Below are 26,564 nucleotides of genomic sequence, written 5' to 3'. Positions count from 1 at the left end.
AAAATACAAATAAAATGAAATTAAAAAGTAGAAAATAAATTAAAAATTAGGTTTTAATGTGTAAAGTTTTTTTAAAATTACTCGATATAGTCAGTGAATCTTTTCAAAAATATTGCTTAATTAAGCGTGAGAAATCACGCTTAACTTTTATTTCTTTCTTTTAATTTAGCAATCACATCATTTAAACTCAAATCCGCATCAGCTAATAAAACATCTAAATGATAAAGCAAATCAGCCGCTTCATTTATAAGCTCTTCTTTGTCTTTAACAGTAGCAGCTAAAGCAGTTTCAACACCTTCCTCACCTACTTTTTGTGCTATGCGTTTAGTGCCTTTTGAAAAAAGTTCAGCTGTGTAAGAAGAACTTGCACAAGTACTTTTACGAGAATTAATCAGCTTTTCAAGACGTGACAAAAATACAAAATCAGCTTTTTTGGAAGTTTGTTCAAAACAAGATATGTCGCCAGTATGACAAGTAGGTCCGCTTGGTTTAACTAAAATCAAAATACAATCTCTATCGCAATCAAGCCCCATATCTATAATATGTAAAAAATTCCCACTTTGCTCACCTTTCATCCACAAACGCTCTTTAGTGCGTGAGTAAAACACAACCTTTTGGTGTTTAAAGCTTTCTCTTAATGCCTCTTCATTCATAAAACCTTGCATTAAAACTTCGCAAGTTTGATAATCTTGTATGATCACAGGAACAAGGTTATTAACCTTTTGCCAACTAATACTTTTTATAAATTCTTCTTCATTTATCTTCATAATGTTTCCTTAATTAAATGCGAATTTGTATACCTTGATCTTTTAAAAATAGTTTTAACTCTTTAATATCTATAAGTTTTTTATGAAACACAGAAGCTGCCAAAGCTCCATCAACACCAAGTTTAAAAGCGTCTAAAAAATGCTCTTTAGCTCCTGCACCCCCACTTGCTACTAAAGGCACAGGACAAATTTGTCTAACTTTAGCAAGTTGATCAAGATCATAACCCTTTCTCATGCCATCTTGATTCATCATATTTAGCACGATTTCACCTGCTCCTAGCTCGCATACTTGCTTTACCCACTCTAGTGTTTTTTTACCACTATGATGAGATTTGCTCTCATCTCCGGTGTATTTATAGACTAAAAGCTCATTATTTTCATCTTTAAAAGTATCTATACCTACGACTACACATTGCACTCCAAAGCTTTTTGCAAGACGTGAGATTAAATCAGGATCATTTAAAGCAGGGGAATTAATAGAAATTTTATCAGCACCATTTGCTAGAAGTTCTTTTGCATCATCTTCGCTTTTTATACCCCCTGCAACGCAAAATGGTATAGAGATATTTTGTGCTACTTTGCTTACCCAAGTTCTATCAATACGCTCATTTTTAGCTGAAGCTGTAATATCATAAAATACTAGCTCATCAATGCCATTTTGTGAGTAAAATTTAGCAAGCTCGATGATATCGCCCATATCTTCATGGTTTTTAAACTGCACACCTTTAACCACTCTACCATCTTTTACATCTAAACATGCAATTATGCGTTTTGCAAGCATTCTTTAGCCTCCTTTATGCTAAATTCTTTATCAAGCAAGGCTTTACCTACGATGATACCACTTACTATGCCATTTAACTTTTTAAAATCTTCTAAGCTTGCCACACCTCCACTTGCTTGGGTTTGTAAATGTGGGAATTTCTCGTGCAAAGTTTTATATAAAGTGATATTTGCCCCACTCATCGTGCCATCTTTGGAAATATCTGTGCATAAAATATGCTTTACATTTTTGTAAAAATTTAAAAGCTCAAATAATTTTTCATCGCTTGTTTTACTCCACGCATCAACAGCCACAAAAAACTCATCTTTAACACAAATACTATCAAGTGCTAAGACTATATTTTCTACACCAAATTCATTTAAAAGATCTTGTGTAAAGGCTTTATTTTTAACCGCTAAAGAGCCTATAACTACGCGTTTAACACCACTATCAAACAAAGCTTTTACCTCATCTTTAGTGCGAATTCCTCCACCTACTTGAAGATTTACTTTGATTTTAGAAGCTAGATTTTCTATAAGTTTTAGTTGTCTTTTGCTAGGATCTTTTGCACCGCTTAAATCCACCAAATGAAGCCAAGCAATGCCTTGAGCCTCATACTCTTGAAATTTAGCTAAAGGATCAAAACTGTATTCTTGCTTTTTAGTATAATCTCCTTTATAAAGCCTTACTACTTTGCCATCTATTAAGTCTAATGCTGGGATGATTTGAGTTTGCATTTTTACCTACATATTTATGAAATTTTTTAATAATATTTCGCCCGCTTCGCCACTTCTTTCAGGATGAAACTGCACACCATAAAAATTGTCTTTGTTTAAACTTGCACTAAATTTAGTAGAGTACTCACACTCTGCGATGGTGTATTCATTTAAGCTCACACAATAACTATGCACAAAATAAAAATAAGCTCCATCCAAGCCTTTAAAAAGCTCGTGCGAGCTAAAGACTTGATTCCACCCCATATGCGGGAAAGTAAAATTTGCTTTTTCTTGGAATTTTTGCGTATCAAAAGGCATAATGCCAAGTGTTTTTTGGTGTAATTCTTCTGAAAATTTACCCAAAATTTGCATACCAAGACAAATGCCTAAAAGTGGTTTTGTGGTAGTTTGGATAAAATTTTCTAAATTAAGTGCTTTTAGATTAGCCATTGCTTTAGCTGCTGTGCCAACCCCAGGAAGCAAAAGCTTATCTGCTTGTGAGAGTTCTTTTAAATCATGTGTGATGATACTTTTTTGCCCTAAACGCTCAAGTGCAAAAGCAAGTGAAGCTAAATTCGCACAACCTGTATCTATAATAGCTAGTTTCATATCACTCCTTTAGAGCTTGCTAGGTTTTCATTTTCTATTTTTATAGCCATTTTTAAAGCTCTTGCAAAGGCTTTAAAAAGTCCTTCGGCTTTGTGATGATCGTTTTTGCCTTTAACTTTTAAATGCAAACTCGCACCCATAGCATAGCTTAGTGAGTAGAAAAAATGCTCTATCATTTCTGTGCTTAATTCTCCAAGCTTTTCTTTTTTAAACTTAGCCTTATAAACTAAATGCGGTCTATTGCAAAAGTCAATCGCACAACTTGCTAAGCATTCATCCATAGGCAAAACAAAACCATATCTTGCAATGCCTATTTTTTGATCAAGTGCGCTTTTAATAGCCTCACCCAAAGCAAGTGCGACATCTTCTACGCTGTGATGTTCATCAACTTCTAAATCCCCTTTGCATTTTATCTCTAAAGATATATTTGCATGCGTAGCAATTTGCTCTAACATATGATCAAAAAATGCGATATTTGTTTTTATATCAGCTTTTGCTTTCTCATTAAAAGCTATTTTAACTTGAATTTGGGTTTCTTTGGTATTACGCTCTATGCAGGCACTGCGGTAATTTTGCAAGATAAAATCAGCGATTTGTTCCCAATTAAAATCGTTTTTGTCATATTTTAAACCTTGAATTCCAAGATTTTGTGCCAAAAGCATATCACTAGACCTATCGCCTATGACAAAGCTTTTATTTTTGTCATAAAGTTTATTTTTGATATAGTTTTCAAGCATGGCAGTTTTTGGCTTCCTACAGGCGCAATTTTCATGCTCAAAATGTGGGCATATAAAAATATCTTCAAATTCTATACCACAACTTTGAAAAACACTTAGCATTTTTTCATGAGCTTTGTCAAAATTTTCCTTAGGAAAAGAATTTGTGCCTAGACCATCTTGATTACTCACCATAACAAATTTAAAACCAAAATTTTTTAACTTTAAAAGCGCATTGATAGCACCTTTTTCAAACTCAAGTTTTTCTAAAGAATCGATTTGAAAATCATCTTTTGGCTCATCAATGAGCGTGCCATCTCTATCAATAAATAAAATTTTTGCACTCATTTTAGACTTTCTAATCTTAAACTCACGGCATTTTTATGCCCATCAAGCCCTTCAGCTGCTGCTAAAATTTCCACCACAGACCCAAGTTTTTTAAAGCCTTCTTTGCTAAGTTCTTGTACAGTCATTCTTTTCATAAAATCAGCAAGTCCTAATGAAGAATAAGACTTAGTAAAACCATAAGTTGGTAATACATGATTTGTCCCACTTGCATAATCTCCCATAGATTCTGGAGAATACTCACCTAAAAATACCGAACCTGCATGCATAATATCATCAAGCAAGCTAGATGGATTTTGTGTATGAATGATCAAATGCTCAGGTGCATAGTCATTTGAAATACTTATGGCATGTTTTATATCTTTTGCAAGAATGATTTTAGAGTGTGCTAAAGATTTTGAAGCAATTTCTTTACGCGAGAGTTTTTCAAGCTGTAAAGCAACTTCACTATCTACTTCTTTGGCTAGTTTTTCACTTGTGCAAACTAAAATCGCTTGAGAATCTGCTCCATGTTCAGCTTGTGAGAGTAAATCTGAAGCTATAAATTTAGCATTAGCAAACTCATCTGCTAAAACTAACACTTCAGAAGGCCCTGCTTGCATATCAATAGCTACCCCATGATTATTAACTTGCTTTTTGGCTTCAGTTACAAAGGCATTTCCTGGGCCAAAAATTTTATCTACTTTTTGCACACTTTGCGTTCCATAAGCAAGTGCTGCTATAGCTCCTGCTCCACCTATTTGATACACTGCATCAACTTTGCAAAGTTTTGCTACAAAAGCAATGGCAGGGTGTAGTGGTGCTGGGGAAGCTAAGGCTATGAATTTGCATTTTGCAATTTTAGCAGGGATGGCTAGCATAAGTGCAGTTGAAAAAAGCGGTGCTAAGCCCCCTGGTATATAAAGCCCTACTTTTTCAATGGCTCTTGTTAGCACCTTACAAGTTACCCCTTCAAAGGTTTGAACCTCTATGGTTTGGCTTTCTTGGGCTTTGTGGAATTTATAGATATTTTCATAAGCTATTTTGATAGCTTGTTTTAACTCATCATCAATTTGCTCTGCTAAATTACTAAGCTCTTCATCGCTTAGTTTGATGGAATTTAACTCTACTTTATCAAATTTTACAGCCATTTGTTTTAAAGCTTCATCGCCATTTGTTTTGACATCTTCAATGATTTGTTCTACTATGGTTTTAACCTGTGCATTAGCACTCATAGCAGGACGCTTGAGTGCTAATTCTTGTTCGCTTTGGTTTAATTTTTCAAAATCAAGTATTTGCATTTTTATCCTTTAAGAGAGCATTTTTTCAATAGGTAAAACTAAAATCGCACTTGCACCTTCTTTTTTTAAAGCTTCCATAGTTTCCCAAAATAAATTTTCTTGACTTACCATGTGTAGTGCAACTTTGGCTTTATCATTTTCTAAAGGTAAAATCGTAGGTTTTTCAACACCTGGTAATAAAGCTGTAATTTTTTCTAGCTTTTCAATAGGAGCGTGAAGCATGATGTATTTTGACTCTCTTGCTTGCATAACTCCATTAATCCTAATGAGTAATTTATCGATTAATTCTTGTTTGTGCGAAGCTAAGCTTTCTTTTCTTTGGACTATGCAAGCTTTTGATTTATAAATCACCATAACTTCTTTAAGCCCATTTGCTTTTAAAGTAGCACCACTTGAAACTAAATCACAAATTCCATCAGCTAAATTTGCACTTGGTGCTACTTCAACTGAGCCTGTTAGCATACAAGTTTTATAAGGGATGTTATTTTCCTCCATAAAACGCTTTAAAAGCTGTGGATAAGAAGTTGCTATGCGTAAATTTTTAAAACTTTCTATACCTTTATACTCGCTAGTTTCTGGCAATGCTAAAGACAAGCGACACCCACCAAAATCAAGCTTTTTAAGCATGATAAAATCTGCATTTTCGTTTTTTGATTTTCTTTCTAACTCATTTTCTTCTAAAACATTTTCTCCAACTATGCCAAGATCTACTACTCCATCAAAAATTAATCCTGGTATATCATCATCTCTTACTCTAAGTAGATCAATAGGTAAATTTGTAGAAAAAGCAATTAAACTTTGATCGTGTATGCGAAGTTTTACGCCTATAGACTCAAGCAAGGCGATAGAATCTTTGCTTAAACGACCTGATTTTTGTATAGCTATGCGTAATCTTGAATTTTCTTGCATTTTTTTCCTTTTTTGTAGTTAAAAGATTAATAGTAGCAAAAAATGGATAAAAATACAAAAAATAGTAAGTAAATAAATAAAAATAAGAAGTTTTAGCCTTTAAAAAGGCTAAAAATTAAGCTACGAATTCAATGAAAGCCATTTCTGCAGCATCACCACGGCGAATTCTTGTTTTAATAATTCTTGTATAACCACCGTTTCTATCTGCAAATTTAGGTGCGATTTCTGTTACAAGTTTGTTTGTAGCCTCTTTATCTTGTAAGCTAGCAAAAACTGCTCTGTGAGCATTAAAATCACCTTTTCTTGCACGAGTGATCAATCTTTCAACATAACCCCTTAATTCTTTTGCTTTAGGTAATGTTGTTTCTATTTTACCTGCCTTAATAATAGCAATGGTAAGGTTTTTTAATAAGGCTGCACGGTGAGTAGAAGTGCGACCTAACTTTCTATATCCATGTCTATGTCTCATTGATTATCCTTCATTTTGTGCTTTTAATTCTGTAATTTTTCTTTTTAGCGTTTCTTTTGCACTATCACTAAGTTTTGAATTTCCTATAGGGAAATCTATAGACTCCATTACACTTTTAATCTCATCTAAAGATTTTTTTCCCAAATTTTTTAAGTCTGCGAGTTCACTGACACTCATCAAGGCAAGCTCACCAATGTAAACCACATTTGCTTTTTCTAAGCAATTAAAGCTTCTAGCACTTAAATTTAACTCGGTTATATTTTGAAGTAATTTTACATGTTCTACTTCATTGTTTAATGCTTGATTTCTTACAGCATTTTGTGCATTAGTAATTTTATCAAACACTGACAATTGTTTATACATTGCTTCTAAAGCATTTTTAAAAGCATCACTTGGTGAGATTTGACCATCAGTTGTGATTGTAAAAACAACTTTCTCATAATCTGGATTATCCTCAAAAAGCACTTTTTCTATATCATAAACTGCATGTTTTACAGGAGTAAAGAATGCATCAAGTGCTATAAACTCAGAATCTAAGAAATTTTGAATTTCTTCAGAAGGCACATAACCTATACCTTTTTCAATAATTAAGGTAAATTCTAAATCTGCATCTTCATTAATCGTTGCAAGATAGCTATCTGCATTCACAACTTCAACAATTTCATTGTCTAAGTCTTTTCCGCAAATTTCTTTTGGTCCTTTAAAACTAAAAGTTACGATTTCTTTTTCAGAATCTGTTTTTAGTTTAAATCTTAATTTTTTTAGATTGATAATAAACAATGCTACATCTTCAAGCATACCACGCATACTATCAAATTCATGCGCTACGCCTTTGATTTTAACTCCTGTTGGAGCAAAACCTACTGTGCTTGAATAAAGTAAACGACGCAAAGGATGCGCCAAAGTAATAGCATAGCCGATTTCAAAAGGCCATGCACTTACTTTTGCCACTGTATCACTGATATTTTCAATACTAAACTCTGTTGGTGTATAAGCAGAAGTTGTAATATGTCTCATATCAAAAACCTTTATTATTTAGAGTACAACTCAACGATATATCTTTCCTCAACTGGAATGATAACTTCTTCTCTTTCAGGTTTTCTTGTAAAAATTCCAAATCTTTTATCTTTTTCTACATCAACCCAAGCAACTATACCAGTTTGAGCAGTAAGTTCGATCGCTCTTGAAATTTGAGGATTGTTTTTGCTTTTTTCAATCACTTCAATTTTTTGACCTGCTTCTACTCTATAACTAGGAATATCCACTCTTTTGCCATTTACTAAAATATGTCCATGAGTTACGAGCTGTCTAGCAAAACGGCGTGTTGTAGCAAAACCCATTCTATAAACAACATTATCTAGTCTTTGCTCTAAAAGCTGAATTAAAAGTGCGCCGGTATTGCCATCTTTTCTAGCAGCTTCACTAAATAATCTTCTAAATTGTTTTTCGCTAACTCCATACATAAATTTAGCTTTTTGTTTTTCTCTTAACTGGAGTCCATATTCGCTAATTTTAGCTTTTCTTTGTCCATGCTGACCTGGTGCGTAAGGGCGTTTATCTAAAGCACTTTTACCTGCTAATCTTCTTTCGCCTTTCATTGCCAAGCTTACGCCAAGTCGTCTTTCTAATTTCTCTACTGGTCCTCTATATCTTGCCATTATAATTCTCCTAAATCTTATATCTTATTCTTAGACACGACGACGTTTTGGTGGTCTACAACCATTATGAGCTAATGGGGTAATATCTTTTAAGAAAGTTACTTTAATACCTTCCATAGCACCTACACTCTTAACCGCTGTCTCACGACCACTTCCTGGTCCTTGCACTTTAATACCTACTTCTTTAATACCATGTTCTTTTGCTTTATTTAAAGCATCTTCTACTGCTTGTTGCGCCGCATAAGGAGTTGATTTTTTAGAACCTTTAAATCCTAAACCACCTGCACTGCTCCAAGCAATAGCATTTCCCATTTCATCAGTTACAGTAACCATAGTATTATTAAATGTTGCACTGATATAAACTATACCTTTAGCTATATTTTTTTTAACTACTTTTTTCTTAACTACTTTTCTTTTTGCCATTTTCTATCCTTATGATTTTGCACCAACGGTTTTTCTCTTACCTTTTCTAGTTCTGGCATTTGTTTTTGTTTTTTGACCACGAACTGGCAAGCCTTTTCTATGTCTTAAGCCTCTAAAGCTTCCTAGATCCATCAATGCTTTGATATCCATAGCAACTTGTTTTCTAAGATCACCCTCAACCATGTAGTTTTCTTGAATTTCTTTACGGATAGCTGCTGCTTCATCTTCACTTAGCTCATGAACTCTTTTATCGTAAGAAATTCCTGTTTTATCTAAGATTTTTCTTGAAGTATGCAAACCTATACCATAAATATAAGTCAAACCATATTCAATTCTTTTTTTCTTTGGTAAATCCACACCTGCGATACGAGCCATAAATTATCCTTGTCTTTGTTTGTGTTTTGGATTTTCGCAAATAATGCGAACTACGCCTTTACGACGAACTACTTTGCACTTGTCACACATCTTTTTAACAGATGGTCTAACTTTCATGCTTTACTCCTGTTATTGTAAATTCCACTTTTTTACAACTGCACCAGGTTTTTAGAGCAACCAACTATTTTCAAAATAAGTGGTGATTTTGAAAATACTTCTTCATACAGTTTTATTGCAATTTCTGCAAAAGTCCTAATTATACTTTACTTTTGCTTTTAAACAACTTAGACTTATTTGTATCTAAATGTAATACGACCCTTATCAAGACTATAAGGCGTCAGCTCTACTTTAACTCTATCGCCAGGCATAATTCTAATATAATGCATACGCATTTTACCCGCGATATGACAAAGTATCACATGCTTATTGTCTAATTCAACTTTAAAAGTTGCGTTAGGTAAAGCTTCAATTACATTACCATCGATTTCGATAATATCATCTTTTGACAATGCTTTCTCCTTTCTATAAAATACAAAGCTATTATTTTAACAAAATTTTTCTTTTTAAATTTTTAATATTTTTTACTATAATTATAAAATTACTACAAAAAAGAAAGTATTTATATGTCAAAAACCTTAAAAAAGAGTGATTACAAAACACTTTCCTTGTCTTCTTTAGGTGGGGCTTTAGAATTTTATGATTTTGTGATTTTTGTATTTTTTGCTAATTATATTTCAAGAAATTTTTTTCCAAGTGATTTAAGCGATTTTTGGAAACTTTTAAACACCTATGGAGCTTTTGCAGCAGGTTATTTGGCTAGACCACTTGGCGGTATAGTTATGGCACATTTTGGAGATAAATTAGGTCGTAAAAAAATGTTTATGCTAAGCATACTACTCATGGTTCTTCCAACTTTTTCTTTAGCTTTTGTGCCCACTTTTGAAACTATAGGATATTTTGCTCCTATTTTTTTGCTTCTTGTTAGAATAGCCTAAGGCGTTGCTATAGGCGGAGAGTTGCCAGGTGCTTGGGTATTTGTAAAAGAACACGCACCTGATGGGAAGGATAGCTTTTATATCAGTGCTATTAATGCTTCTATGGCTTTTGGAATTCTTTTAGGGTGTATTGTCGCATTAGTAATTAATCATTGTTTTAATCAAGAATCAATTTATGATTATGCATGGCGTATTCCATTTGCTATAGGTGGAGTGTTTGGTCTTATTTCTATATATCTTAGAAAATTTTTAGATGAAACTCCTGTTTTTCAAAAAATGCGCGAGGAAAATAATTTAGAAAATTTTCCATTAAAGACACTTTTTAAAGAAAAAAATATCTATTTAGATATCACTGTTTCCATGCTTTTAACATGGATGCTTACAGCCTGCGTAATTATACTTATTTTGCTTATGCCAAATTTTATACCAGAAATTTTAGTTCTTGACAAAACTGATGCTATTTTAATACAGATGATTGCCATTGTAATTTTATCTTGTGGAACATTGCTCGTTGGGATTTGGGTTGATAAATTTGGCTTTTTAATCACAAGTTTAATCTTTACAATAGGATTTAGCATATCTTGCTTTTTCTATTTTTATTTTTTTTATGCACAAATTTTACATTTGAGTATATATTTTTATTTTATTGCTTGTTTTTTTGGTGGTATAAATGCTTTAGCGCCTATTTTTATGTGCAAAATTTTTAAACCAAACATTCGCTTTAGCGGAATTTCTTTTTCTTATAACATAGCCTATGCTATAGCAGGTGGTTTTACACCTCAACTTGTATTTGTATTACATTCTTTAGCTATAAATCCAGAAAAATCTTTTACATATGGAATTTTTATTTATATTTTAATCTTATCCTTTATAACAGCATTAAGTGCTATATTTACTTATAGGAAATTAAGATTTTAATGTTATAATTGAGAAAAATTATTAATTAAAAATTTACAAAATATAAAAAGGAAATAATTATGAGATTTTTTATCATTTTAATATATTCTTTTTGCTCGTTAATAGCATTGGAAATGATTACACCAATTCCTGACAGCATACCTTATGATAGAGAAAAAGCTAAGCTAGGTAAAATGCTATATATGGACACAAGCTTATCAAAAGACAAGAAAGTGTCTTGTAATACATGTCATGATATTACAAAATTTGGAGTCGATAATAAAACTTTCTCCACAGGTGTTGATGGAATATTAGATGAACCATTTCACACACCAACAACCTTTAATGCTATTTTTAATTTATCGCAATTTTGGAGAGGAAATGCAAAAGATTTGCAAGAACAAGCTAAACATCCTATAATTAACCCTAAAGAGATGGGATTAAAGGATGGAGATGAGGCTGTTGAAATAATAAAAAATAACCCTGTCTACGAAACAGAATTTAAAAAATTATATGGCGAAGTTACTTTTGATAATATAGCTGATGCTTTAGCTGAATTCCAAAAAACACTACTTACACCAAATTCACCTTTTGATCGTTTTCTAAAAGGCGATAAAAATGCCATAAGCAAACAAGCAAAAAGAGGATATGATGCTTTTTTATCTAATGGTTGCATAGCGTGTCACCAAGGACAAAACATTGGTGGCAACATGTATCAAAAAATGGGAGTATTTGTACCTTACGATAATGGAACAAATTGGAAAGGACGCTATGAAATTACTCAAGATCCCCATGATCAATTTGTAGTAAAAGTGCCAAGTCTTAGAAATATAGCTAAAACAGCTCCTTATTTTCACGATGGATCTATGCCGACACTTGATGCTTGTGTGCAATTTATGGCATATTATCAACTTGGTAAATTTCTAGAACAAGATGTAGTTGATGATATAGTTGCATTTTTAAATTCTTTAACAGGAGAATACCATGACCCACTCAAATAAAAAATATTTTTCTTTCTTAAAACAGTTTATTACATTGTCAGTAGTGGTTTTGGTATTACTTTTAACCCTAACATTATTTATCTTTAATACCTACAACACTACAAAAAGAAATTCACTCATCATGGGTTCATTTCAAAAATTAGAAATTCTAGATACTAAAATAGATGAGGTTTTTAAAAATAAACTCAACTTACAAAATTATGATACTAGCGTTGCTTTAGTGCAAGAATTTGAAAATACTTTGGTAATTTTAAAAGCTAATAAAATTGACACCAAACAAATAGAAGCAATTTTTGAGAAAAAAAACACTCAATTGCAACATTTTAAATCAGCTAATTCTATTGCTATAAATTCAAAGCTTTATCTTTATGAAATTCAACAAGAAATCATTAAGCAAACAAACCAAACAGCACTTAATATCCAAGAAGCCAAACAAATAGAATATGTCGGAGATATACTAAGTATTATAGGAACCATGGACATACTAGAACCTTTAGCGCAAAATCGTCTCCAAAATTTAGTAGCAAATTTAAACACAAAAGGCTCACAACTACCACAAGATTTATTTGAACTTTTTAGCACACATTGCAAAATGATACTAAATCAAATTAAAATTTTAAAAGATAATTCCCAAAGTTTTCTTGATCAAGAACTACAAAAAGAAATCATTGCTCATAAAAATTTAATTGCTCAAGAAATTAATCTTAACAACAAATATAATCTTTACACCGCTATAGGAATTTTCTTATTTATTTTAGCTGTATTGGTATTTTTTATATTGCTGACATTAAAAAAAGTAATTATACCTATATCTTTGCTAGAAAAATTAAGTGCAAATTTAGCTGGAGAGCATGCGAATTTAAGTGCAAGATTAGATATTGATAAAAAAAGTGAATTAGCTACAAGCGCTGGCTATATAAACTCTTTTATACAAATAGTGCAAAATTCTGTTTTAGAAGCTATACAGACTGCGAGTTCAAGTCACAAAAGCTCACAAAAACTTTCTCAAAACGCTGAAGTTTTACAGCAAAGCTCACTTTTACAACATGAACAAATTTCTAATGTACATGAAATAAGTTCTGTTTTAGAAAGCCATATAGACTTAACTCAAAACTTAGCAAAAAACACTATAAAAGATATGTATGATATGCAAGAAGTAATGGGAAAAGTTGAAACTACATTAAAAGAATTAGTAGAGCTTATATTATTAAGCGGCGAAAAAGAACAAAGTGTTTTAAGTGCTATGGATATACTAGTGCAAAGTGCTGATAGTATAGTGGAAGTTACCACTACTATTAAAGATATAGCAGATCAAACTAACTTGCTAGCATTAAATGCTGCTATTGAAGCTGCACGCGCAGGTGAACATGGTAGAGGTTTTGCAGTAGTTGCTGATGAAGTAAGAAATCTAGCTGATAAAACCACAAAATCTTTGGTTGCTATAGAAACTACTGTGAGAACTATAGTGCAACAAATCAATGATAATAAAAGTTTGATGGATGGAATTCATCAATCCATGAACGATACTTCTAATAAAGCCAATATCTTACAAGGTGAAGTTGGAACTTCTATAGAAAAATTAAAAACAAGTATTCATTCTACTAAGATCATGGAAGAAAAAAGTGATGAATCAAAAGCTAAAATGAATGAACTAGAACAAAATATAGAAAAAGTAACCGAACTTGCAAATTGTGTTAAAAATTACTCTCTTGATTTGACACAAATTTCACAAGATGTTTTAGAAAATGCTTCTAAGCTTTCAGAAAAATTAAAAACATTCGAGTAAGAAAGATTTAAACTTTCTTACTTAGATAAAATATCTGCCTTACCATTTATAATAGCAACACAGTGCTCATAATGAGCTGCATTTAAACCATCTTTACTTCCTGCTTCCCAATTACCTTTTAAATGTACCGGGGTACCATCTTTTTGACATACCATAGGTTCTATGCAAAATACCATGCCATTTTTGATTTTAGGTCCACTTTTTGCACTAGCACCTGGTTCTAAATAATTTGGAATTTCGGGCTCACCGTGTGGCTTTTTACCTATACCATGTCCACAATAACCCTTCAAAGGTACAAAACCTCTTTTGGTAATAAATTCACCAAGTTCATAAGAAAGCTCTTTAAAGCGCATACCTTCTTTAATAATATCTATAGCATAATACAAAGCATCTTTAGCACAAGCAATCAACGCCTCATCAGTAGCTGAAATTTTACCTATAGGTATAGTCCTTGCTGCATCTCCATAATATCCATCTATGCAAGTACCCACATCAAGCCCTAAAATATCACCTTCTTTTAAAATACGCTCATCACCCACACCATGAATGCAAGCTTGGTTAAGTGAAATACAAATACTGCCTGGAAAACCATACAAGCCTTTAAAAGATGGTTTGGCACCATGATCAAGTATAAATTCTTCTGCTTTAATATCAATTTCTTTTAAACTCATACCTGGGACTATAATATCCTCTAGATAATCAAGTGTTCTAGCTACAAGCTCATTTGCTTTGCGTAGTTTTTCTATCTCTGCTGGTTTTTTGATTTCTATCATTTATATTTTCCTTAAAATTTTTAAAAATTTAGCATTTATGCGCTTTTAAAAGCTTTAAGGAAAAACCTTAAGTTTTAAAACTTAAGGTTTTAACATACACTTGTAAGATTAGTAGCTAAGCCACCTAAAGAAGTTTCTTTGTATTTTGAGTTCATATCCTTACCAGTTTCATACATGGTTTTTATAACCTCATCAAGACTTACTTTTGGAGTAGATTTTCTACTCATTGCCATTCTAGCAGCTGAAATAGCTTTGATCGCTCCAAAAGCATTTCTTTCTATACAAGGAATTTGCACTAAACCACTTACTGGATCACAAGTTAGCCCCAAATGATGCTCCATTGCAATTTCAGCAGCATTACAAGCTATCTTTGCATCAAAACCCATCACAGTAGCCATGGCTCCTGCTGCCATAGAACTCGCACTACCAATTTCAGCTTGACAGCCAGCTTCAGCACCACTTATGCTTGCATTTTTCTTATAAAAAGAGCCTATCAACATAGCGGTAAGTAAAAAATTAATAGCCTTTTCATCATTAAAGCCAATCGTATGATTTTTAAGATAAAGCATTACAGCAGGCACAACAGCACATGCTCCATTAGTTGGAGCAGTTACCACTCTAGCTCCACTTGCATTTTCTTCTGCAATAGCAATAGCATATAAAGAAATAAAATCAATAATCCCCAAAGGATCACTTGTCATGGCCAAACGTTCATTAAGTCCTTTAGCACGACGTTTTAAGTGCAAATTTCCTGGAAGAAAATCTGAGCTTGGGTGAATGCCATTATAATAAACTTCTTGCATCACTTCCCAAATTTCTAAACAATAAGCTCTAATTTCTTCTTTGGTATGAAATTGAAGTTCATATTCATAAGAAAGTTTTGCTAGATCCCATGATTTTTCTTCACAAATTTTTAAAGCATCACTTGCATTGTTAATATCAAGTTCTAATTTAGTATGTTTTTGCTCACAAGCTCCATCTTTGTGTTTTTGAAGCTCAGCTTCACTCATAACAAAACCACCACCCACTGAATAATAAATTTCTTCAGCAATGATTTCTCCGTTTTCATCATAAGCACTTACTTTTAATCCATTTTCATGCAAAGGCAAAAAGTCTTTTTCAAAAATCAAATCCTTATCATAATCAAAATTTAATTCTTTTTGAGCATTTAAAACCAAAATTTTATCTTGTAAAATTTTATTAAACACACGATCTTGTAAAGCAGCATTGAGTTCTTTTGCTCTTAAGCCACTCAAACCCCATATAATAGCCTTATCACTTAAATGGCCTTTACCAGTAAGTGATAAAGAGCCATAAAGTCTGATCTGAATTTTTGCAATTTGTGTGATTTTATCTTTGATTTTTTCACAAAACATATTCCCTGCTAGCATTGGTCCTAAGGTATGAGAAGAAGAAGGACCAACACCGACTTTAAATATACTTAAATTACTACTCATTCACTAGCACCTTAAAAGGTATAAATTACAGTGATAATTGTCAAAACACCTGTGATAAATACAAAAGCATCCAAAGCTTTGTTTTGGAATTTTTTCATTTTAGAAACAGTATAAATTGCAATCATAGGCATTAAGAATAATATTGCAGCAATAATTGGACCACCTAAGCTTTCAATAAAGCCTAAAATACTTGGATTTACATAAGCAGTGATTAACATAATAATATACATTACTAAAGTTGAGTAAACTGCGATTTTTTTCAAATCAGGGTTTTCATTACCTGCTAATTTGCAACATTTTCTAACTATACCATAAGCACCCTCTCTAGCACCAAAATAATGCCCAAAGAAAGAACTAGAAATTGCTAAAAATGCAATTAATGGACCACCATAAGAAATAAATGGATTATCAAGCTTATTGGCAAAATAAGAAAGTACAGGTATATTTTGTGCCCTAGCTTCAGCAAGTTCTGCAGGAGTTAAAGAAAGCACACAAGATACCACAAAAAACATAACAAAAACAAGCAACATTACTGAGGTTCTAAATAACACTTGATTTGCTTTTTGTACTGAATTTTCAGGATATTGTCTTTTTACACTTAAAGAAAAAGTAGAAATCGCTGGTGAGTGATTAAACGAAAACACCAAAACTGGTAAAGTTAGCCATACTATAGTGATAAATTCTTTTGTTCCAGGAATAGCACTAAAGCTTTCAAATGACCATTGTGGGATAAGATATAAAGAAAATAAAAATAAAATAGCACACAAAGGATACACAAGCCATTCACATACTTTAGTGATTAATTCTTCACTAAAAAGCATAATAAGCATAAAAATACTTACCAAAACAAAAGCAAAAACCGCTCTATAAAAAGGAAGCAAATTAGCTACAGTTTTTCCTTGCTCATTAACACTTGTTTGATACATAGCGCTAATTGCACTTGCAAAAGAACCATTTGAATCTAAAAGCGGTAAGAATTGATTATAAATAAAACTTTCAAAAGTATTAGTTATACCCACACAATATGCTAAACAAATTGGGAAAATTGCAAAGAAATAAAGGATAGAAATAAAAATACTTACTTTTCTACCAAAATACTCTTCAGCTGCATGAGTAATGTCTTTATCATTACCATTTGCTTGACACACAAAACGACTTAAGGCTCTATGGCTTAAATACACCATTGGAAAAATAATCAAAGCCATCACAACAACTGGCCAAAAACCGCCAACACCTGCCTTAATAGGTAAAAATAAAATCCCCGCACCAACTGCAGTCCCAAAAAGAGAAAGCATCCAACGCGTATCAAAAGAATTCCACTTAAGATTATCCACATTTTCTCCTTGTAAAAAATAATAAAAAAAGCTTTTACCTAAAAAAACTTTTTGTATTATTTTACATATATGCTCTAGAGTAATTTGGCATAATTTTTTCTCTTTCATTTAAAGCAACTGCGGCTTCATTGGCAAAATTTGGATTTCTTAGTAATTTTCTACCATAACAAACCAAATCACACACCCCGCCCAAAAGCAAAGCCTCTCCTTCGCTAGCACTATTTATAAGCCCCACACAAGATACGGGAATTTTAACAACTTCTTTTAAAGCTTTAGCATAAGGAGCTTGATAAAGTGGTGCTATATTTGGCATTAAAGAAGGTTTATTGATATTTCCTCCTGCTGAAACATCTAGCATATCAATCCCTAATTTTTCTAAAATCAAGGCAAGTTTTTTACTATCTTCTAGATTCCAACCACCTTCTTGCCATTCTGTAGCAGAAATTCTTACAAATAAAGCAATATCAACTTCTTTTTTTATACGCTTAATGATATCACACAAAAGACGCGTTCTATTTTCAAAACTGCCACCATATTCATCATCTCTTTGATTTGACAAAGGCGATAAAAACGAACTAAGCAAATACCCATGAGCACTATGAAGCTCTACTGCATCATAACCTGCTTCTTTGGCTCTTTTGGCGCTTTGAATAAATTCTTGCTCTATTTGTAAAATTTCATCTTTACTTAAAACATGAAGTTTGGAAAATTTTTCACTAAAAGCTATATTACTTGGAGCTTTTATCATGGCTTCTTTACACGAGTTTTTACGGCCACTATGATTTAACTGAATGGCAATTTTAGCACCAAAATGATGACAAAGCTCGACAAGCTCTTTGTGTCCTTGAATTTGAAAATCTCCCCAAAGACCTATATCATTATCAGCAATTTTTGCATTTTCATTAATCGCACAAGCTTGAACTATGATAAGTCCAACACCACCCAAAGCTCTAGCTCCATAATGTATCAGGTGAAATTGATTAATCTTACCATCTAAAACTTGCGTTTCATACATATCCATAGGGGGCATTACGATACGATTTTTTACATAAAAATTTCCAATCTTTAGCTCACTTAAAAGTAAAGACATAACACCTCTTGAAATGTTTTTATATTACTATAATAGAAAAAAATTAATTTTTCTTAAAACATATAGCAATTTTAACTAATATTATTATTTTTAATAAATATTTATTAAAAAAATATTTTTTGAATATATTTTTTTATCTTAATAATAATATTTCAAATATTAAAACATTCTATTATTTTTAAAGAAAGTAAAATTCAAAATAAAAAAGTGTAAAAAGCACACAATTTAATCAAATAAATTTTTCTCAAAACACTTTAACATAAAGCTTTTACGGTGCAAGGGCGAATAACCAAATGCTTTAATCTTTTCTATATGAGCTTTTGTGCCATAACCTTTGTGTTTATCAAAGTCATAATTATTATATAATTTAGAAAAATAATACATTTTTTGATCACGACTTACCTTGGCTAAAATACTAGCTGCTGAAACCTCTTGCACCTTCATATCAGCTTTAATCATGGTTTTAATACCCAAAACCCCATAATTTAAATTTCCGTCATATAAAATCTCATCTTGATTAAAATGTTTTTTAATGATTTTTAAAGCTAGTTGTAAACACTGACTAAGCCCTAAAGTATCAATTTGTAAAGGTGAAAAAGCAAGAATCAAAAAATTTGAATGATAAAGAATTTGCTCATATAACTCTTCTCTTTTTTTTGCGCTTAATTTTTTAGAATCAGCCAAACCATCAATATTTTTTAAAAGCTTGCAAGCTCCTATGTGCATATCTCCAGCCAAAGCCCCGCGTCCAGCCTCATCTACTCCAACTAAAGCCATTATTTTCCTTTATAATGCTATATTTTTCTACTAAATTTTCTAAAGAATAATTCATATTAGCAGGAGAACTTGAAGGAAGTTCAAAAAATTTTTGCTCAGGATAAAATTTAGCAAAGTATTTACTTGCAACTTTACCTAATACACAAATTTTTTCTATATTTACCTTATCTAAAATAATATTTATATCATTTGCTTTAACATAAGAAATAGTTTTATCATCTGAATTTTTTATCTTACAACTTGCTATAACATCCCAAAGTGCTATATGATTTGATTCCAGAAATTTTTTTTGCTCTTGCACTGTTTTTAACTCACACTCAAATAATATTTCAAAAATACGCCAAAAACGATTTTTACTATGTTGATAATAAAAATTTTCTTCTCTTGATTTAATGGATGGAAAAGAACCCAGTATTAAAACTTTTGAGTTTTTATCAAAAAAAGGTTCAAAAGGATGAGTTAAAATTTGCATATTAGACCTTGATAAAAATAAAATATTTTATCATTTTTATCAAGGTTTTTAAAATTATCCTAAAAATTCACGTTTAAAGTATTCTTTTGGGGCTTTACATAAAGGACAGGCGTTTGGTGCTTTTTTACCACGATGTATGTGCCCACAAACTTCACAAACCCATAATTCTTCTACTTCTGAATTAAAGAAATCTTCTTCTTCAAGCATTTTTTTAAGCGCTAGATATTCTCTTTCATGCTCAATTTCTACTTTGCCTATAGCTGTAAATAATCTTGCTATATTTCTTTTACCCTCATCTTCTGCGATTTTTGCAAAATTTGGATACATAGTAGTATGCTCATAGTTTTCACCTTCTGCTGCGCAGATTAAATTTTTAGCAGTCTCTTCTAAAGCTTTACCATCTACTAATTCATGATAAGCTTTAAACTCAGCTCTTGCGTGCCATTTTTCATTTTCTGCAGCTTCTCTAAAATGTTTTGCAATAGCGTGCCAACCTTCTTCTTGGGCAATATCTGCAAATAAATCATATTTGTTTCTTGCCATAGACTCACCCGCAAAAGCTTTCATTAAATTTACAGCTGTTAAATCTTTAGTAATACACTCCATTTCTTGACCACAACAGCTAAGCTTTCCACCACCTACATTTTGCACTTCTACTTCGTTGCCACATTTTTGGCATTTATAACTTTCATATTGTTTCATTTAATTTCCTTGTGATTAATTAGGTAAGATTTTGATTGAAAAATCCACCCAAATGTTATTGTAGCATTTGGGTGTTTAAGATTTTAGTATTTTAAGAAATATTCTTGAATTTTCTTAGGATCACTTGTTTTAGTTAGAGCAAGCATTAATAATACTCTAGCTTTTTGAGGACTCATATCACCTGTATCAATGAAACCAAGTTTTGCATCAGCATCACTTACTGCAACTCTACCAGCTACTACACGTGAGCTTACCGCTACATTAAGACCTTTTTTAAGCAATTCTTTTAACACATCTTTTTGATAATCATGGATACTACCAGCACCTGTTCCAGCTACAACTATACCTTTAGTTCCATTTTCAAACAAAGCTTTTGCTGCAACACCGCTACCATCATTTGCATAACTATAAAGAATATCTACTTTTGGTAATTCTTTTAGCTTGCTAACATCAAATGGAGATTTTTTGGTGTGTAATTTTGTATTGGTATTATAAAAAAATGCTTTTCCATCTACTATATAACCCATATCACCCATATCCGGTGAACTAAATGCATTTACATTTAAGCTATGAGTTTTCATAACACCTCTAGCACTTTGAATTCTATCATTCATAGCTACCATTACGCCTTTATTTTTTGCTTGTGGATTTGCTGCTAATGCTACAGCGTTATAAAGATTTTTAGGACCATCTGCACTAATTGCAGTTGATGGACGCATTGCACCAACCAAAACAACAGGTTTGTCGCTTTTTACAGTTAAATTTAGGAAATATGCAGTTTCTTCCATAGTATCAGTACCATGAGTAATAACAACTCCATCTACATCAGATCTTAAAAGCCTATTAACTTCTTTAGCAAGCTTTAGCCAAATTTCATTTGTCATATCTTTACTATCAATATTAGCAATTTGATCTCCGCTAATTACCGCTAAATCTTGAATTTGAGGCACTGCTTTAATTAAAGTATCGACCCCCAAAACTCCTGCCGTATAACCTGTAGTAGCTACTGAACTATCAATAGAACCAGCGATAGTTCCACCTGTAGCTAAAATCGCAACTTTTGGTTTTGCTTCCAAAATTCCTGCTCCTAAACTTAGTGCCATGGCTGCACACATTAACATTTTTTTCATGTTAGTCCTTTTATCAGAAATGATAAAGATTATAATGCAACTATGTTTAAATAAAAATAAATTATTAATATATAAATAACTTTAGTAAATAAATGTTAATTTAAAGCCATAATTTTGCAATTTTTTTCAATTTTTCTACATCACTTGAAGCATAAAATTCAATACTAATTTCTTTTTGGATTGGTATTAAATTAAATTCTTGCTGTAATTGCAAAGCTATAGCCTCACCCGAATGAATGAGTCTTGTATTTTTACCAAAATACTCTGCTAAAGAATGAGCGATTAAGGGAAAATGAGTGCATGCTAAGATTAGGGCATTGGGATGAAATTTAAGTTTATTAAAATAATACCTAAAAGCGGCCTCTAAAAACTCTCCTTTAAAAATTCCTTCTTCAACCATAGGCACAAAAAGACCTGTTGCTTTTTCTTCTACTTTTAGAAAACCTTCTTTAATTAAAGCTTCTTTATAAGCATGAGAATCCACAGTAGCTTGAGTTGCAATGACTAATATATTAGAGTTTTTATCTTCTAAGGAATTTTTAACCGCTAAAACTCCTGCTTCTATCACTCCAAGAACTGGAAATGGCGCATTTGCTTTTAGAATTTCTAAAGCATGTGCGCTAACTGTATTACACGCAATAATAAGCATATCGACTTTTTTTTCTTTGAAAAATTCTAAAGCTTCTAAAGAAAATTTAATAATGGTTTCTTTATCTTTAACTCCATAAGGCACTCTTGCAGTATCCCCATAGTAAATATATTCTTTAAAAAGTTTTGCTTGAAGTAAAGATTTTAAAACACTAAGCCCACCTACACCGCTATCAAAAACGCCTAGTCTCATCAAAATCCTTTAAAAAGGAAGAAAGTAGAAAATCTACTTTCTTATAAGCCTACTGCACTTAAAGTTTGATATTTATTCATATAAATTTGAGCTTCGATTTTTCTCATTGTATCAAGCGCTACTTGAACTACAATCAAAACAGAAGTTCCACCAAAATAAAAAGGCACACCAAACAACTTCACAATAAGCCATGGTAATGTAGCTACAAGTCCTAAATAAATAGAACCTGATAAAGTAAGTCTTGACGCTACTTCATTAAGATAATTTGCAGTTCCTTCACCTGGTCTAATACCTGGTATAAAACCACCTTGTCTTTTAAGATTTTCAGATATATCTTTAGCATTAAATACAATTGATGCATAAAAATACGCAAAGAAAATAACAAGCAAGAATGTTAAAAAATGAAAGAAAAATCCGTTTGGATTTAAAAAGTCATAAATTTTTAACACATATTCATTTGTACTTGTTTGCAAAATAGTACTTGGAAACATCAAAATCGCACTTGCAAAAATAGGAGGAATAACACCGCTTAAGTTAATCTTAATAGGTATGTAATTCATAATGCGTTTGTTTTGATTTTGCATGATTACTTTTCTTGAGTAAGAAATAGGAATTCTTCTTTCTCCAAGCTCTACTACTATAATAGCCCAAATAGTAAGTAAAATTACAACTAAAATGGCAATGATAGTCAAGAAATTCATCTCGCCTGTATTTACCAAATTTACTGTTCCGCTAATTGCACCTGGAATTGTAGAAACAATACCACCAAAGATGATTAAAGAAATACCATTTCCTATACCACGTTGAGTGATTTGCTCACCTATCCACATTAAAAGCATGGTGCCTGCGAGCATAGAAATCGCAGAAAGTGCGATAAAAGTATTCATATCAATCATAATAGCTGACTGACCTGCTTTTCCATGAAGACTTTGTAATCCTATAGAAACGCCTATACTTTGTATCAAAGTGATAGCTATAGTAGCATAACGGATAATTTGCATATATTTTTGCATACCATCGCGTTCTTTTTTCATTTTTCCTATGTTAGGAAAAGTTGCCGCTAAAAGCTCCATAATAATAGAAGCAGTAATATAAGGCATAATGCCTAGAGAGATGATGCTAAGTCTTTCAGCAGCACCCCCACTAAACATATTAAACAAGCCTAATGCATTAGATGCATTAGAATCAAAAAATTCCTTGATAACACTGACATTAACCCCCGGAACTGGAACATAAGCTAATATTCTATAAGCAAATAAAAAAGCTAATGTTATGAGAATTTTATTTGTCAATGTTTTATTCATTATTTTTGTCCGCTAAAAGTAATCTTCTCATCTTTAATTTTACTTGCAAGATCTTTAGCGCTTGCCCCAATAAGCTTAACTTTATTTACATTTTTTGAAAGCTTATGAATACTATTGATTGTTTCAAATGTAATTTCGCTAAGCTCTTTAATTGCTGTGATTTTTTCAACATTAATCACATAAGGTTTTTCAAATTTAGAAGTAAAGCCTACTTTTGGTAAGCGTCTTTGAAGTGGTTGTTGACCTCCTTCAAAACCTCTTTTTTCATTGTAACCTTTTCTAGCAGTTTGGCCTTTTCCACCTTTAGTAGAAGTTTTACCCATACCACTACCTTGACCACGGCCTATTCTTTTGGTTTTATGTGTTGAACCTGGTGCTTTTGTTAAATTCATTGATTATCCTTTAAGCATTGTAAGTGCTTTGATAGTAGCACGCACAACATTTGCTGAATTATTTGAACCTAAAGACTTAGTTAAAATGTCTTTAATACCTGCAAGTTCCACGATAGGACGTGTTGAACCACCTGCAATAACCCCTGTACCTTCGCTTGCTGGTTTAAGTAAAATTCTACTTGCGTTGTATTTTACTTCTACATCATGAGGGATAGTTGAACCTTTTGTTTTAACTTCAACAATGTTTTTAAAAGCATCATCAACTGCTTTTCTTATAGCATCTGGAACTTCTTTAGCTTTTCCATAGCCCACACCAACTAAACCTTTTCTATTTCCAACGATAACTAAAGCAGTAAATCTAAATCTTCTACCACCTTTAACAACCTTAGTAACCCTGCCGATATCGACGATTACTTCTTCAAATTCTTCTCTATTATATTTTTCCATCGATCTTCCTTTTGGGTTATAGTTTGATTCCGTTTTCTCTTAGTGCTTCAGCTAAAGCTGCAATCACACCATGGTATAAATAACCATTTCTATCAAACACTGCTTCTTCTATGTTTTTAGCTTTTAAAACTTTTGCAAATTCAGCTGCTATTTTTTTAGCACCTTCTTTATTTGCTTTAACACCAATTTTTCTTCCATCTACTGCTGCTAAAGTTACTGCTTTAACATCATCGATAGCTTGGATATATAAAGTTCTGTTTGATTTGAAAACAGAAACTCTTGGAAGAGCTTGTGTTCCTGAAATTTTTGCTCTAATTCTTTTTTTTCTTTTAATTCTTAAAGATATTTTTCTTTTTAATACGTTTGCTCTCATATTCTATCCTTACTTCTTAGATGTCTTACCAGCTTTGCGGATAATACGCTCATCTGAATATTTAACACCTTTTCCTTTGTAAGGCTCAGGTGGTCTAAATTCACGAATTTGAGCAGCAACTTGACCTACCACTTGTTTATCACTACCTTTGATAATAACATTGTTTTTATCAACAGTAATTTCTATGCCTTCTGGAATAGCATAGTTGATAGGATGAGAAAAACCTAAAGCAAGTTCAAGAACTTTGCCTTTTAGCGCAGCTTTATAACCAACACCGTTAATTTCTAAAGTTTTACTAAAACCATCAGTTAAACCGATGATGATGTTTTGAGCTAAAGCTCTATAAGTTCCCCAATAAGCTCTACTTTGTCTATCTTCACCTTTAGGAGAGAAAAGAATTTGCCCTTCTTTAATCTCAACATTAACATTTGCTTTTGTATCAAGCTCTTTTGCTAAATTTCCTTTTTTGAATTTTAGCAAGTTACCTTCTAATTTTACTTCTACTCCACTTGGAATAGCAACTGGTTGTTTACCTATACGAGACATTCATTTTTCCTTTTTACTTGTCTACGATATGACTACTTTATAAGAATGGATACCGAATACCATAAAAAGTAGAAACTCTTACCAAATAGTACATAAAACTTCGCCGCCAACACCTGCTTTGTAAGCTTCGTCGTTAGCTAAAACACCTTTTGAAGTGCTTACTACGATAGTACCATAACCGTTTTTAAATCTTTTAATCTCATCTTTGCCTTTATAAACACGACGACCAGGCTTAGAAATACGCTTAACTTCATTAATTACGCTTTTGCCTTTTTCATCGTATTTTAAAACTACATTGATGAATTTCTTTTTATCCTCTTCAATAACATTAAAGCTTTCAATATAGCCTTTAGCTTGGAAAATTCCAAGTAAAGCTTCGATAACTTTAGAATGCAAAAGTTGAGTAGTTTCTAATCTTCTCATCCCTGCATTTCTAATTCTTGTTAGTGAATCTGAAATTAAATCATTTATCATGGTTCTTTCCTCTTACCAACTTGCTTTTTTAAGACCAGGAATTAAACCTTCATTTGCCATTTTTCTTAAGCAAACTCTGCAAATTCCAAAATCTCTATAAACTGAATGTGGTCTTCCACAAATTTGGCATCTAGTATACCCTCTAACGCTAAATTTAGGTTTGCGGGCAGCTTTTGCAATCATTGATTTTTTAGCCATATTACTTTCCTTTTGCAAATGGCACGCCAAATAATTCTAATAATTTTTGTGCCTCTTTATCTGATTTTGCTGTTGTAACGATAGAAATGTTCATACCATGAGTTCTTAAGATTTTATCATATTCAACTTCTGGGAACATTAACTGCTCATCTAAACCAAAATTATAATTTCCTCTTCCATCAAAACCATCTCTTGGAAGACCTCTAAAGTCTTTAACGCGAGGAAGAGCTATAGTAATAAGCTTATCTAAGAAAGCATACATATTGTCTTTTCTTAATGTTACCATTACACCTACTGGGAAGCCTTCTCTTACTTTAAAACCAGCAACTGATTTTTTAGCTTTTGTGATAACTGCTTTTTGTCCAGCGATCAATGAAATAGTATCTGCAACATTTTGTAATACTTTTTGATCTTTTGCTAATTCCCCAGCACCTACGCTAATTACAACTTTTTCAATAAAAGGAATAAGCATAGGATTTTTGATATCAAATTCTTTAACTAAAGCAGATTTGATGCTTTGATCATATTTTTCTTTCAATCTCATCATC

33 protein-coding genes and 1 pseudogene are annotated in these 26,564 nt (G+C 32.1%); 3 read left to right on the top strand and 31 right to left on the bottom strand.

The annotated features are described in order from the left end of the window. Positions 1–140: 140 nt before the first annotated feature. The 14 genes from hisIE to infA all read right to left on the bottom strand — a co-directional run bounded on the left by hisIE (position 141) and on the right by infA (position 9,536). Complete coding sequence (hisIE, locus tag EL235_RS00600; protein WP_126340593.1) at positions 141–767, bottom strand: bifunctional phosphoribosyl-AMP cyclohydrolase/phosphoribosyl-ATP diphosphatase HisIE; 627 nt, start codon at positions 765–767, stop codon at positions 141–143. 13 nt (positions 768–780) lie between these two features. Next, entirely contained in the window at positions 781–1,548 is a 768-nt protein-coding gene (gene hisF, locus EL235_RS00595) for an imidazole glycerol phosphate synthase subunit HisF (RefSeq protein WP_039625107.1), read from the bottom strand. Further along, positions 1,530–2,264 carry a 1-(5-phosphoribosyl)-5-[(5-phosphoribosylamino)methylideneamino]imidazole-4-carboxamide isomerase gene (gene hisA, locus EL235_RS00590; protein ID WP_126340592.1) on the bottom strand — a complete coding sequence of 245 codons (735 nt, stop codon included), beginning with the start codon at positions 2,262–2,264 and terminating at the stop codon, positions 1,530–1,532. The genes hisF and hisA overlap by 19 nt, the downstream gene beginning before the upstream one ends. Before the next feature lie 6 nt (positions 2,265–2,270). Continuing rightward, a complete protein-coding gene (hisH, locus tag EL235_RS00585; RefSeq protein ID WP_039625105.1) occupies positions 2,271–2,852 on the bottom strand; it encodes an imidazole glycerol phosphate synthase subunit HisH in 582 nt (193 codons plus the stop codon). Then, positions 2,849–3,916, bottom strand: a complete 1,068-nt coding sequence (hisB, locus tag EL235_RS00580) for a bifunctional histidinol-phosphatase/imidazoleglycerol-phosphate dehydratase HisB (protein WP_126340591.1) — start codon at positions 3,914–3,916, stop codon at positions 2,849–2,851. The genes hisH and hisB overlap by 4 nt, the downstream gene beginning before the upstream one ends. After that, positions 3,913–5,193 carry a histidinol dehydrogenase gene (gene hisD / locus EL235_RS00575; RefSeq protein WP_126340590.1) on the bottom strand — a complete coding sequence of 427 codons (1,281 nt, stop codon included), beginning with the start codon at positions 5,191–5,193 and terminating at the stop codon, positions 3,913–3,915. Before hisD ends, hisB begins: the two co-directional genes overlap by 4 nt. Positions 5,194–5,202: 9 nt before the next feature. Continuing rightward, on the bottom strand, positions 5,203–6,102 hold the full coding sequence (hisG, locus tag EL235_RS00570) for an ATP phosphoribosyltransferase (protein ID WP_114639927.1): 900 nt from the start codon (positions 6,100–6,102) through the stop codon (positions 5,203–5,205). A 115-nt stretch (positions 6,103–6,217) separates the two neighbouring features. Next, the gene (rplQ, locus tag EL235_RS00565) at positions 6,218–6,571 is read right to left on the bottom strand and encodes a 50S ribosomal protein L17 (protein ID WP_012660847.1); all 354 of its coding nucleotides are present in this window, start codon (positions 6,569–6,571) and stop codon (positions 6,218–6,220) included. Between the two features lie 3 nt (positions 6,572–6,574). Then, entirely contained in the window at positions 6,575–7,588 is a 1,014-nt protein-coding gene (locus EL235_RS00560; RefSeq protein WP_126340589.1) for a DNA-directed RNA polymerase subunit alpha, read from the bottom strand. A gap of 14 nt (positions 7,589–7,602) precedes the next feature. Continuing rightward, positions 7,603–8,229, bottom strand: a complete 627-nt coding sequence (gene rpsD / locus EL235_RS00555; protein ID WP_039617184.1) for a 30S ribosomal protein S4 — start codon at positions 8,227–8,229, stop codon at positions 7,603–7,605. 30 nt (positions 8,230–8,259) lie between these two features. Next, positions 8,260–8,652 (bottom strand): 30S ribosomal protein S11, encoded by a 393-nt coding sequence (rpsK, locus tag EL235_RS00550; RefSeq protein WP_012660844.1) that lies wholly within the window; start codon positions 8,650–8,652, stop codon positions 8,260–8,262. A gap of 9 nt (positions 8,653–8,661) precedes the next feature. Further along, positions 8,662–9,027, bottom strand: coding sequence for a 30S ribosomal protein S13 (rpsM, locus tag EL235_RS00545; protein WP_012660843.1), 366 nt, complete (start codon positions 9,025–9,027; stop codon positions 8,662–8,664). Between the two features lie 3 nt (positions 9,028–9,030). Beyond that, the gene (gene rpmJ, locus EL235_RS00540) at positions 9,031–9,144 is read right to left on the bottom strand and encodes a 50S ribosomal protein L36 (RefSeq protein ID WP_002781429.1); all 114 of its coding nucleotides are present in this window, start codon (positions 9,142–9,144) and stop codon (positions 9,031–9,033) included. Between the two features lie 173 nt (positions 9,145–9,317). Continuing rightward, on the bottom strand, positions 9,318–9,536 hold the full coding sequence (gene infA, locus EL235_RS00535; protein ID WP_039625099.1) for a translation initiation factor IF-1: 219 nt from the start codon (positions 9,534–9,536) through the stop codon (positions 9,318–9,320). Positions 9,537–9,650: 114 nt separating this feature from the next. Here infA and EL235_RS00530 point away from each other — a divergent pair. The 3 genes and pseudogenes from EL235_RS00530 to EL235_RS00520 all read left to right on the top strand — a co-directional run bounded on the left by EL235_RS00530 (position 9,651) and on the right by EL235_RS00520 (position 13,706). Next, a pseudogene (locus tag EL235_RS00530) lies at positions 9,651–10,940 on the top strand (MFS transporter). Between the two features lie 56 nt (positions 10,941–10,996). Further along, positions 10,997–11,920: a cytochrome-c peroxidase gene (locus tag EL235_RS00525; protein WP_373274429.1), complete on the top strand. Its 924-nt coding sequence runs from the start codon at positions 10,997–10,999 to the stop codon at positions 11,918–11,920. Beyond that, positions 11,904–13,706 carry an MCP-domain signal transduction protein gene (locus tag EL235_RS00520; RefSeq protein ID WP_039625096.1) on the top strand — a complete coding sequence of 601 codons (1,803 nt, stop codon included), beginning with the start codon at positions 11,904–11,906 and terminating at the stop codon, positions 13,704–13,706. The genes EL235_RS00525 and EL235_RS00520 overlap by 17 nt, the downstream gene beginning before the upstream one ends. A 17-nt stretch (positions 13,707–13,723) precedes the next feature. Here the strand turns inward: EL235_RS00520 and map are convergent, their stop codons facing one another. The 17 genes from map to rplE form a co-directional block, all read right to left on the bottom strand. Then, complete coding sequence (gene map, locus EL235_RS00515) at positions 13,724–14,479, bottom strand: type I methionyl aminopeptidase (RefSeq protein WP_114639919.1); 756 nt, start codon at positions 14,477–14,479, stop codon at positions 13,724–13,726. 89 nt (positions 14,480–14,568) lie between these two features. After that, positions 14,569–15,936: an L-serine ammonia-lyase gene (locus tag EL235_RS00510; protein ID WP_114639918.1), complete on the bottom strand. Its 1,368-nt coding sequence runs from the start codon at positions 15,934–15,936 to the stop codon at positions 14,569–14,571. An 11-nt stretch (positions 15,937–15,947) separates the two neighbouring features. Further along, positions 15,948–17,231 carry an L-serine transporter gene (locus tag EL235_RS00505; protein WP_052243319.1) on the bottom strand — a complete coding sequence of 428 codons (1,284 nt, stop codon included), beginning with the start codon at positions 17,229–17,231 and terminating at the stop codon, positions 15,948–15,950. Positions 17,232–17,331: 100 nt separating this feature from the next. Then, positions 17,332–18,360: an oxidoreductase gene (locus tag EL235_RS00500; protein WP_114639917.1), complete on the bottom strand. Its 1,029-nt coding sequence runs from the start codon at positions 18,358–18,360 to the stop codon at positions 17,332–17,334. A 225-nt stretch (positions 18,361–18,585) separates the two neighbouring features. Beyond that, on the bottom strand, positions 18,586–19,137 hold the full coding sequence (gene rnhB, locus EL235_RS00495) for a ribonuclease HII (protein WP_039625092.1): 552 nt from the start codon (positions 19,135–19,137) through the stop codon (positions 18,586–18,588). Next, positions 19,115–19,609 (bottom strand): DNA-deoxyinosine glycosylase, encoded by a 495-nt coding sequence (locus EL235_RS00490; protein WP_126340587.1) that lies wholly within the window; start codon positions 19,607–19,609, stop codon positions 19,115–19,117. The genes rnhB and EL235_RS00490 overlap by 23 nt, the downstream gene beginning before the upstream one ends. A gap of 54 nt (positions 19,610–19,663) precedes the next feature. Continuing rightward, a complete protein-coding gene (locus EL235_RS00485; protein WP_012660833.1) occupies positions 19,664–20,311 on the bottom strand; it encodes a ferritin family protein in 648 nt (215 codons plus the stop codon). A gap of 83 nt (positions 20,312–20,394) precedes the next feature. Further along, positions 20,395–21,426, bottom strand: a complete 1,032-nt coding sequence (locus EL235_RS00480; protein WP_257943363.1) for a type II asparaginase — start codon at positions 21,424–21,426, stop codon at positions 20,395–20,397. 115 nt (positions 21,427–21,541) lie between these two features. After that, entirely contained in the window at positions 21,542–22,282 is a 741-nt protein-coding gene (murI, locus tag EL235_RS00475; protein WP_039625090.1) for a glutamate racemase, read from the bottom strand. Between the two features lie 41 nt (positions 22,283–22,323). Beyond that, the gene (gene secY, locus EL235_RS00470; protein WP_126340586.1) at positions 22,324–23,586 is read right to left on the bottom strand and encodes a preprotein translocase subunit SecY; all 1,263 of its coding nucleotides are present in this window, start codon (positions 23,584–23,586) and stop codon (positions 22,324–22,326) included. Continuing rightward, entirely contained in the window at positions 23,586–23,978 is a 393-nt protein-coding gene (gene rplO / locus EL235_RS00465; protein WP_039617163.1) for a 50S ribosomal protein L15, read from the bottom strand. Before rplO ends, secY begins: the two co-directional genes overlap by 1 nt. 3 nt (positions 23,979–23,981) lie before the next feature. Further along, entirely contained in the window at positions 23,982–24,425 is a 444-nt protein-coding gene (gene rpsE, locus EL235_RS00460; RefSeq protein ID WP_039617161.1) for a 30S ribosomal protein S5, read from the bottom strand. Positions 24,426–24,441: 16 nt separating this feature from the next. Continuing rightward, complete coding sequence (rplR, locus tag EL235_RS00455; protein WP_039617157.1) at positions 24,442–24,798, bottom strand: 50S ribosomal protein L18; 357 nt, start codon at positions 24,796–24,798, stop codon at positions 24,442–24,444. 9 nt (positions 24,799–24,807) lie between these two features. Then, on the bottom strand, positions 24,808–25,344 hold the full coding sequence (gene rplF / locus EL235_RS00450; protein ID WP_039617154.1) for a 50S ribosomal protein L6: 537 nt from the start codon (positions 25,342–25,344) through the stop codon (positions 24,808–24,810). Between the two features lie 78 nt (positions 25,345–25,422). Further along, the gene (rpsH, locus tag EL235_RS00445; protein WP_039617152.1) at positions 25,423–25,818 is read right to left on the bottom strand and encodes a 30S ribosomal protein S8; all 396 of its coding nucleotides are present in this window, start codon (positions 25,816–25,818) and stop codon (positions 25,423–25,425) included. A gap of 12 nt (positions 25,819–25,830) precedes the next feature. Next, positions 25,831–26,016 (bottom strand): type Z 30S ribosomal protein S14, encoded by a 186-nt coding sequence (locus tag EL235_RS00440; RefSeq protein WP_012660824.1) that lies wholly within the window; start codon positions 26,014–26,016, stop codon positions 25,831–25,833. A gap of 1 nt (position 26,017) precedes the next feature. Then, on the bottom strand, positions 26,018–26,563 hold the full coding sequence (gene rplE, locus EL235_RS00435; RefSeq protein ID WP_126340585.1) for a 50S ribosomal protein L5: 546 nt from the start codon (positions 26,561–26,563) through the stop codon (positions 26,018–26,020). Between the last annotated feature and the right edge of the window lies 1 nt (position 26,564).

Origin of the sequence: Campylobacter lari (genome assembly GCF_900638335.1) — a bacterium.
In the GTDB taxonomy this organism is placed as follows: domain Bacteria; phylum Campylobacterota; class Campylobacteria; order Campylobacterales; family Campylobacteraceae; genus Campylobacter_D; species Campylobacter_D lari_E.
Note: the sequence above shows the minus strand (reverse complement) of the source record. Positions and strands in the feature narration are given on the sequence as shown.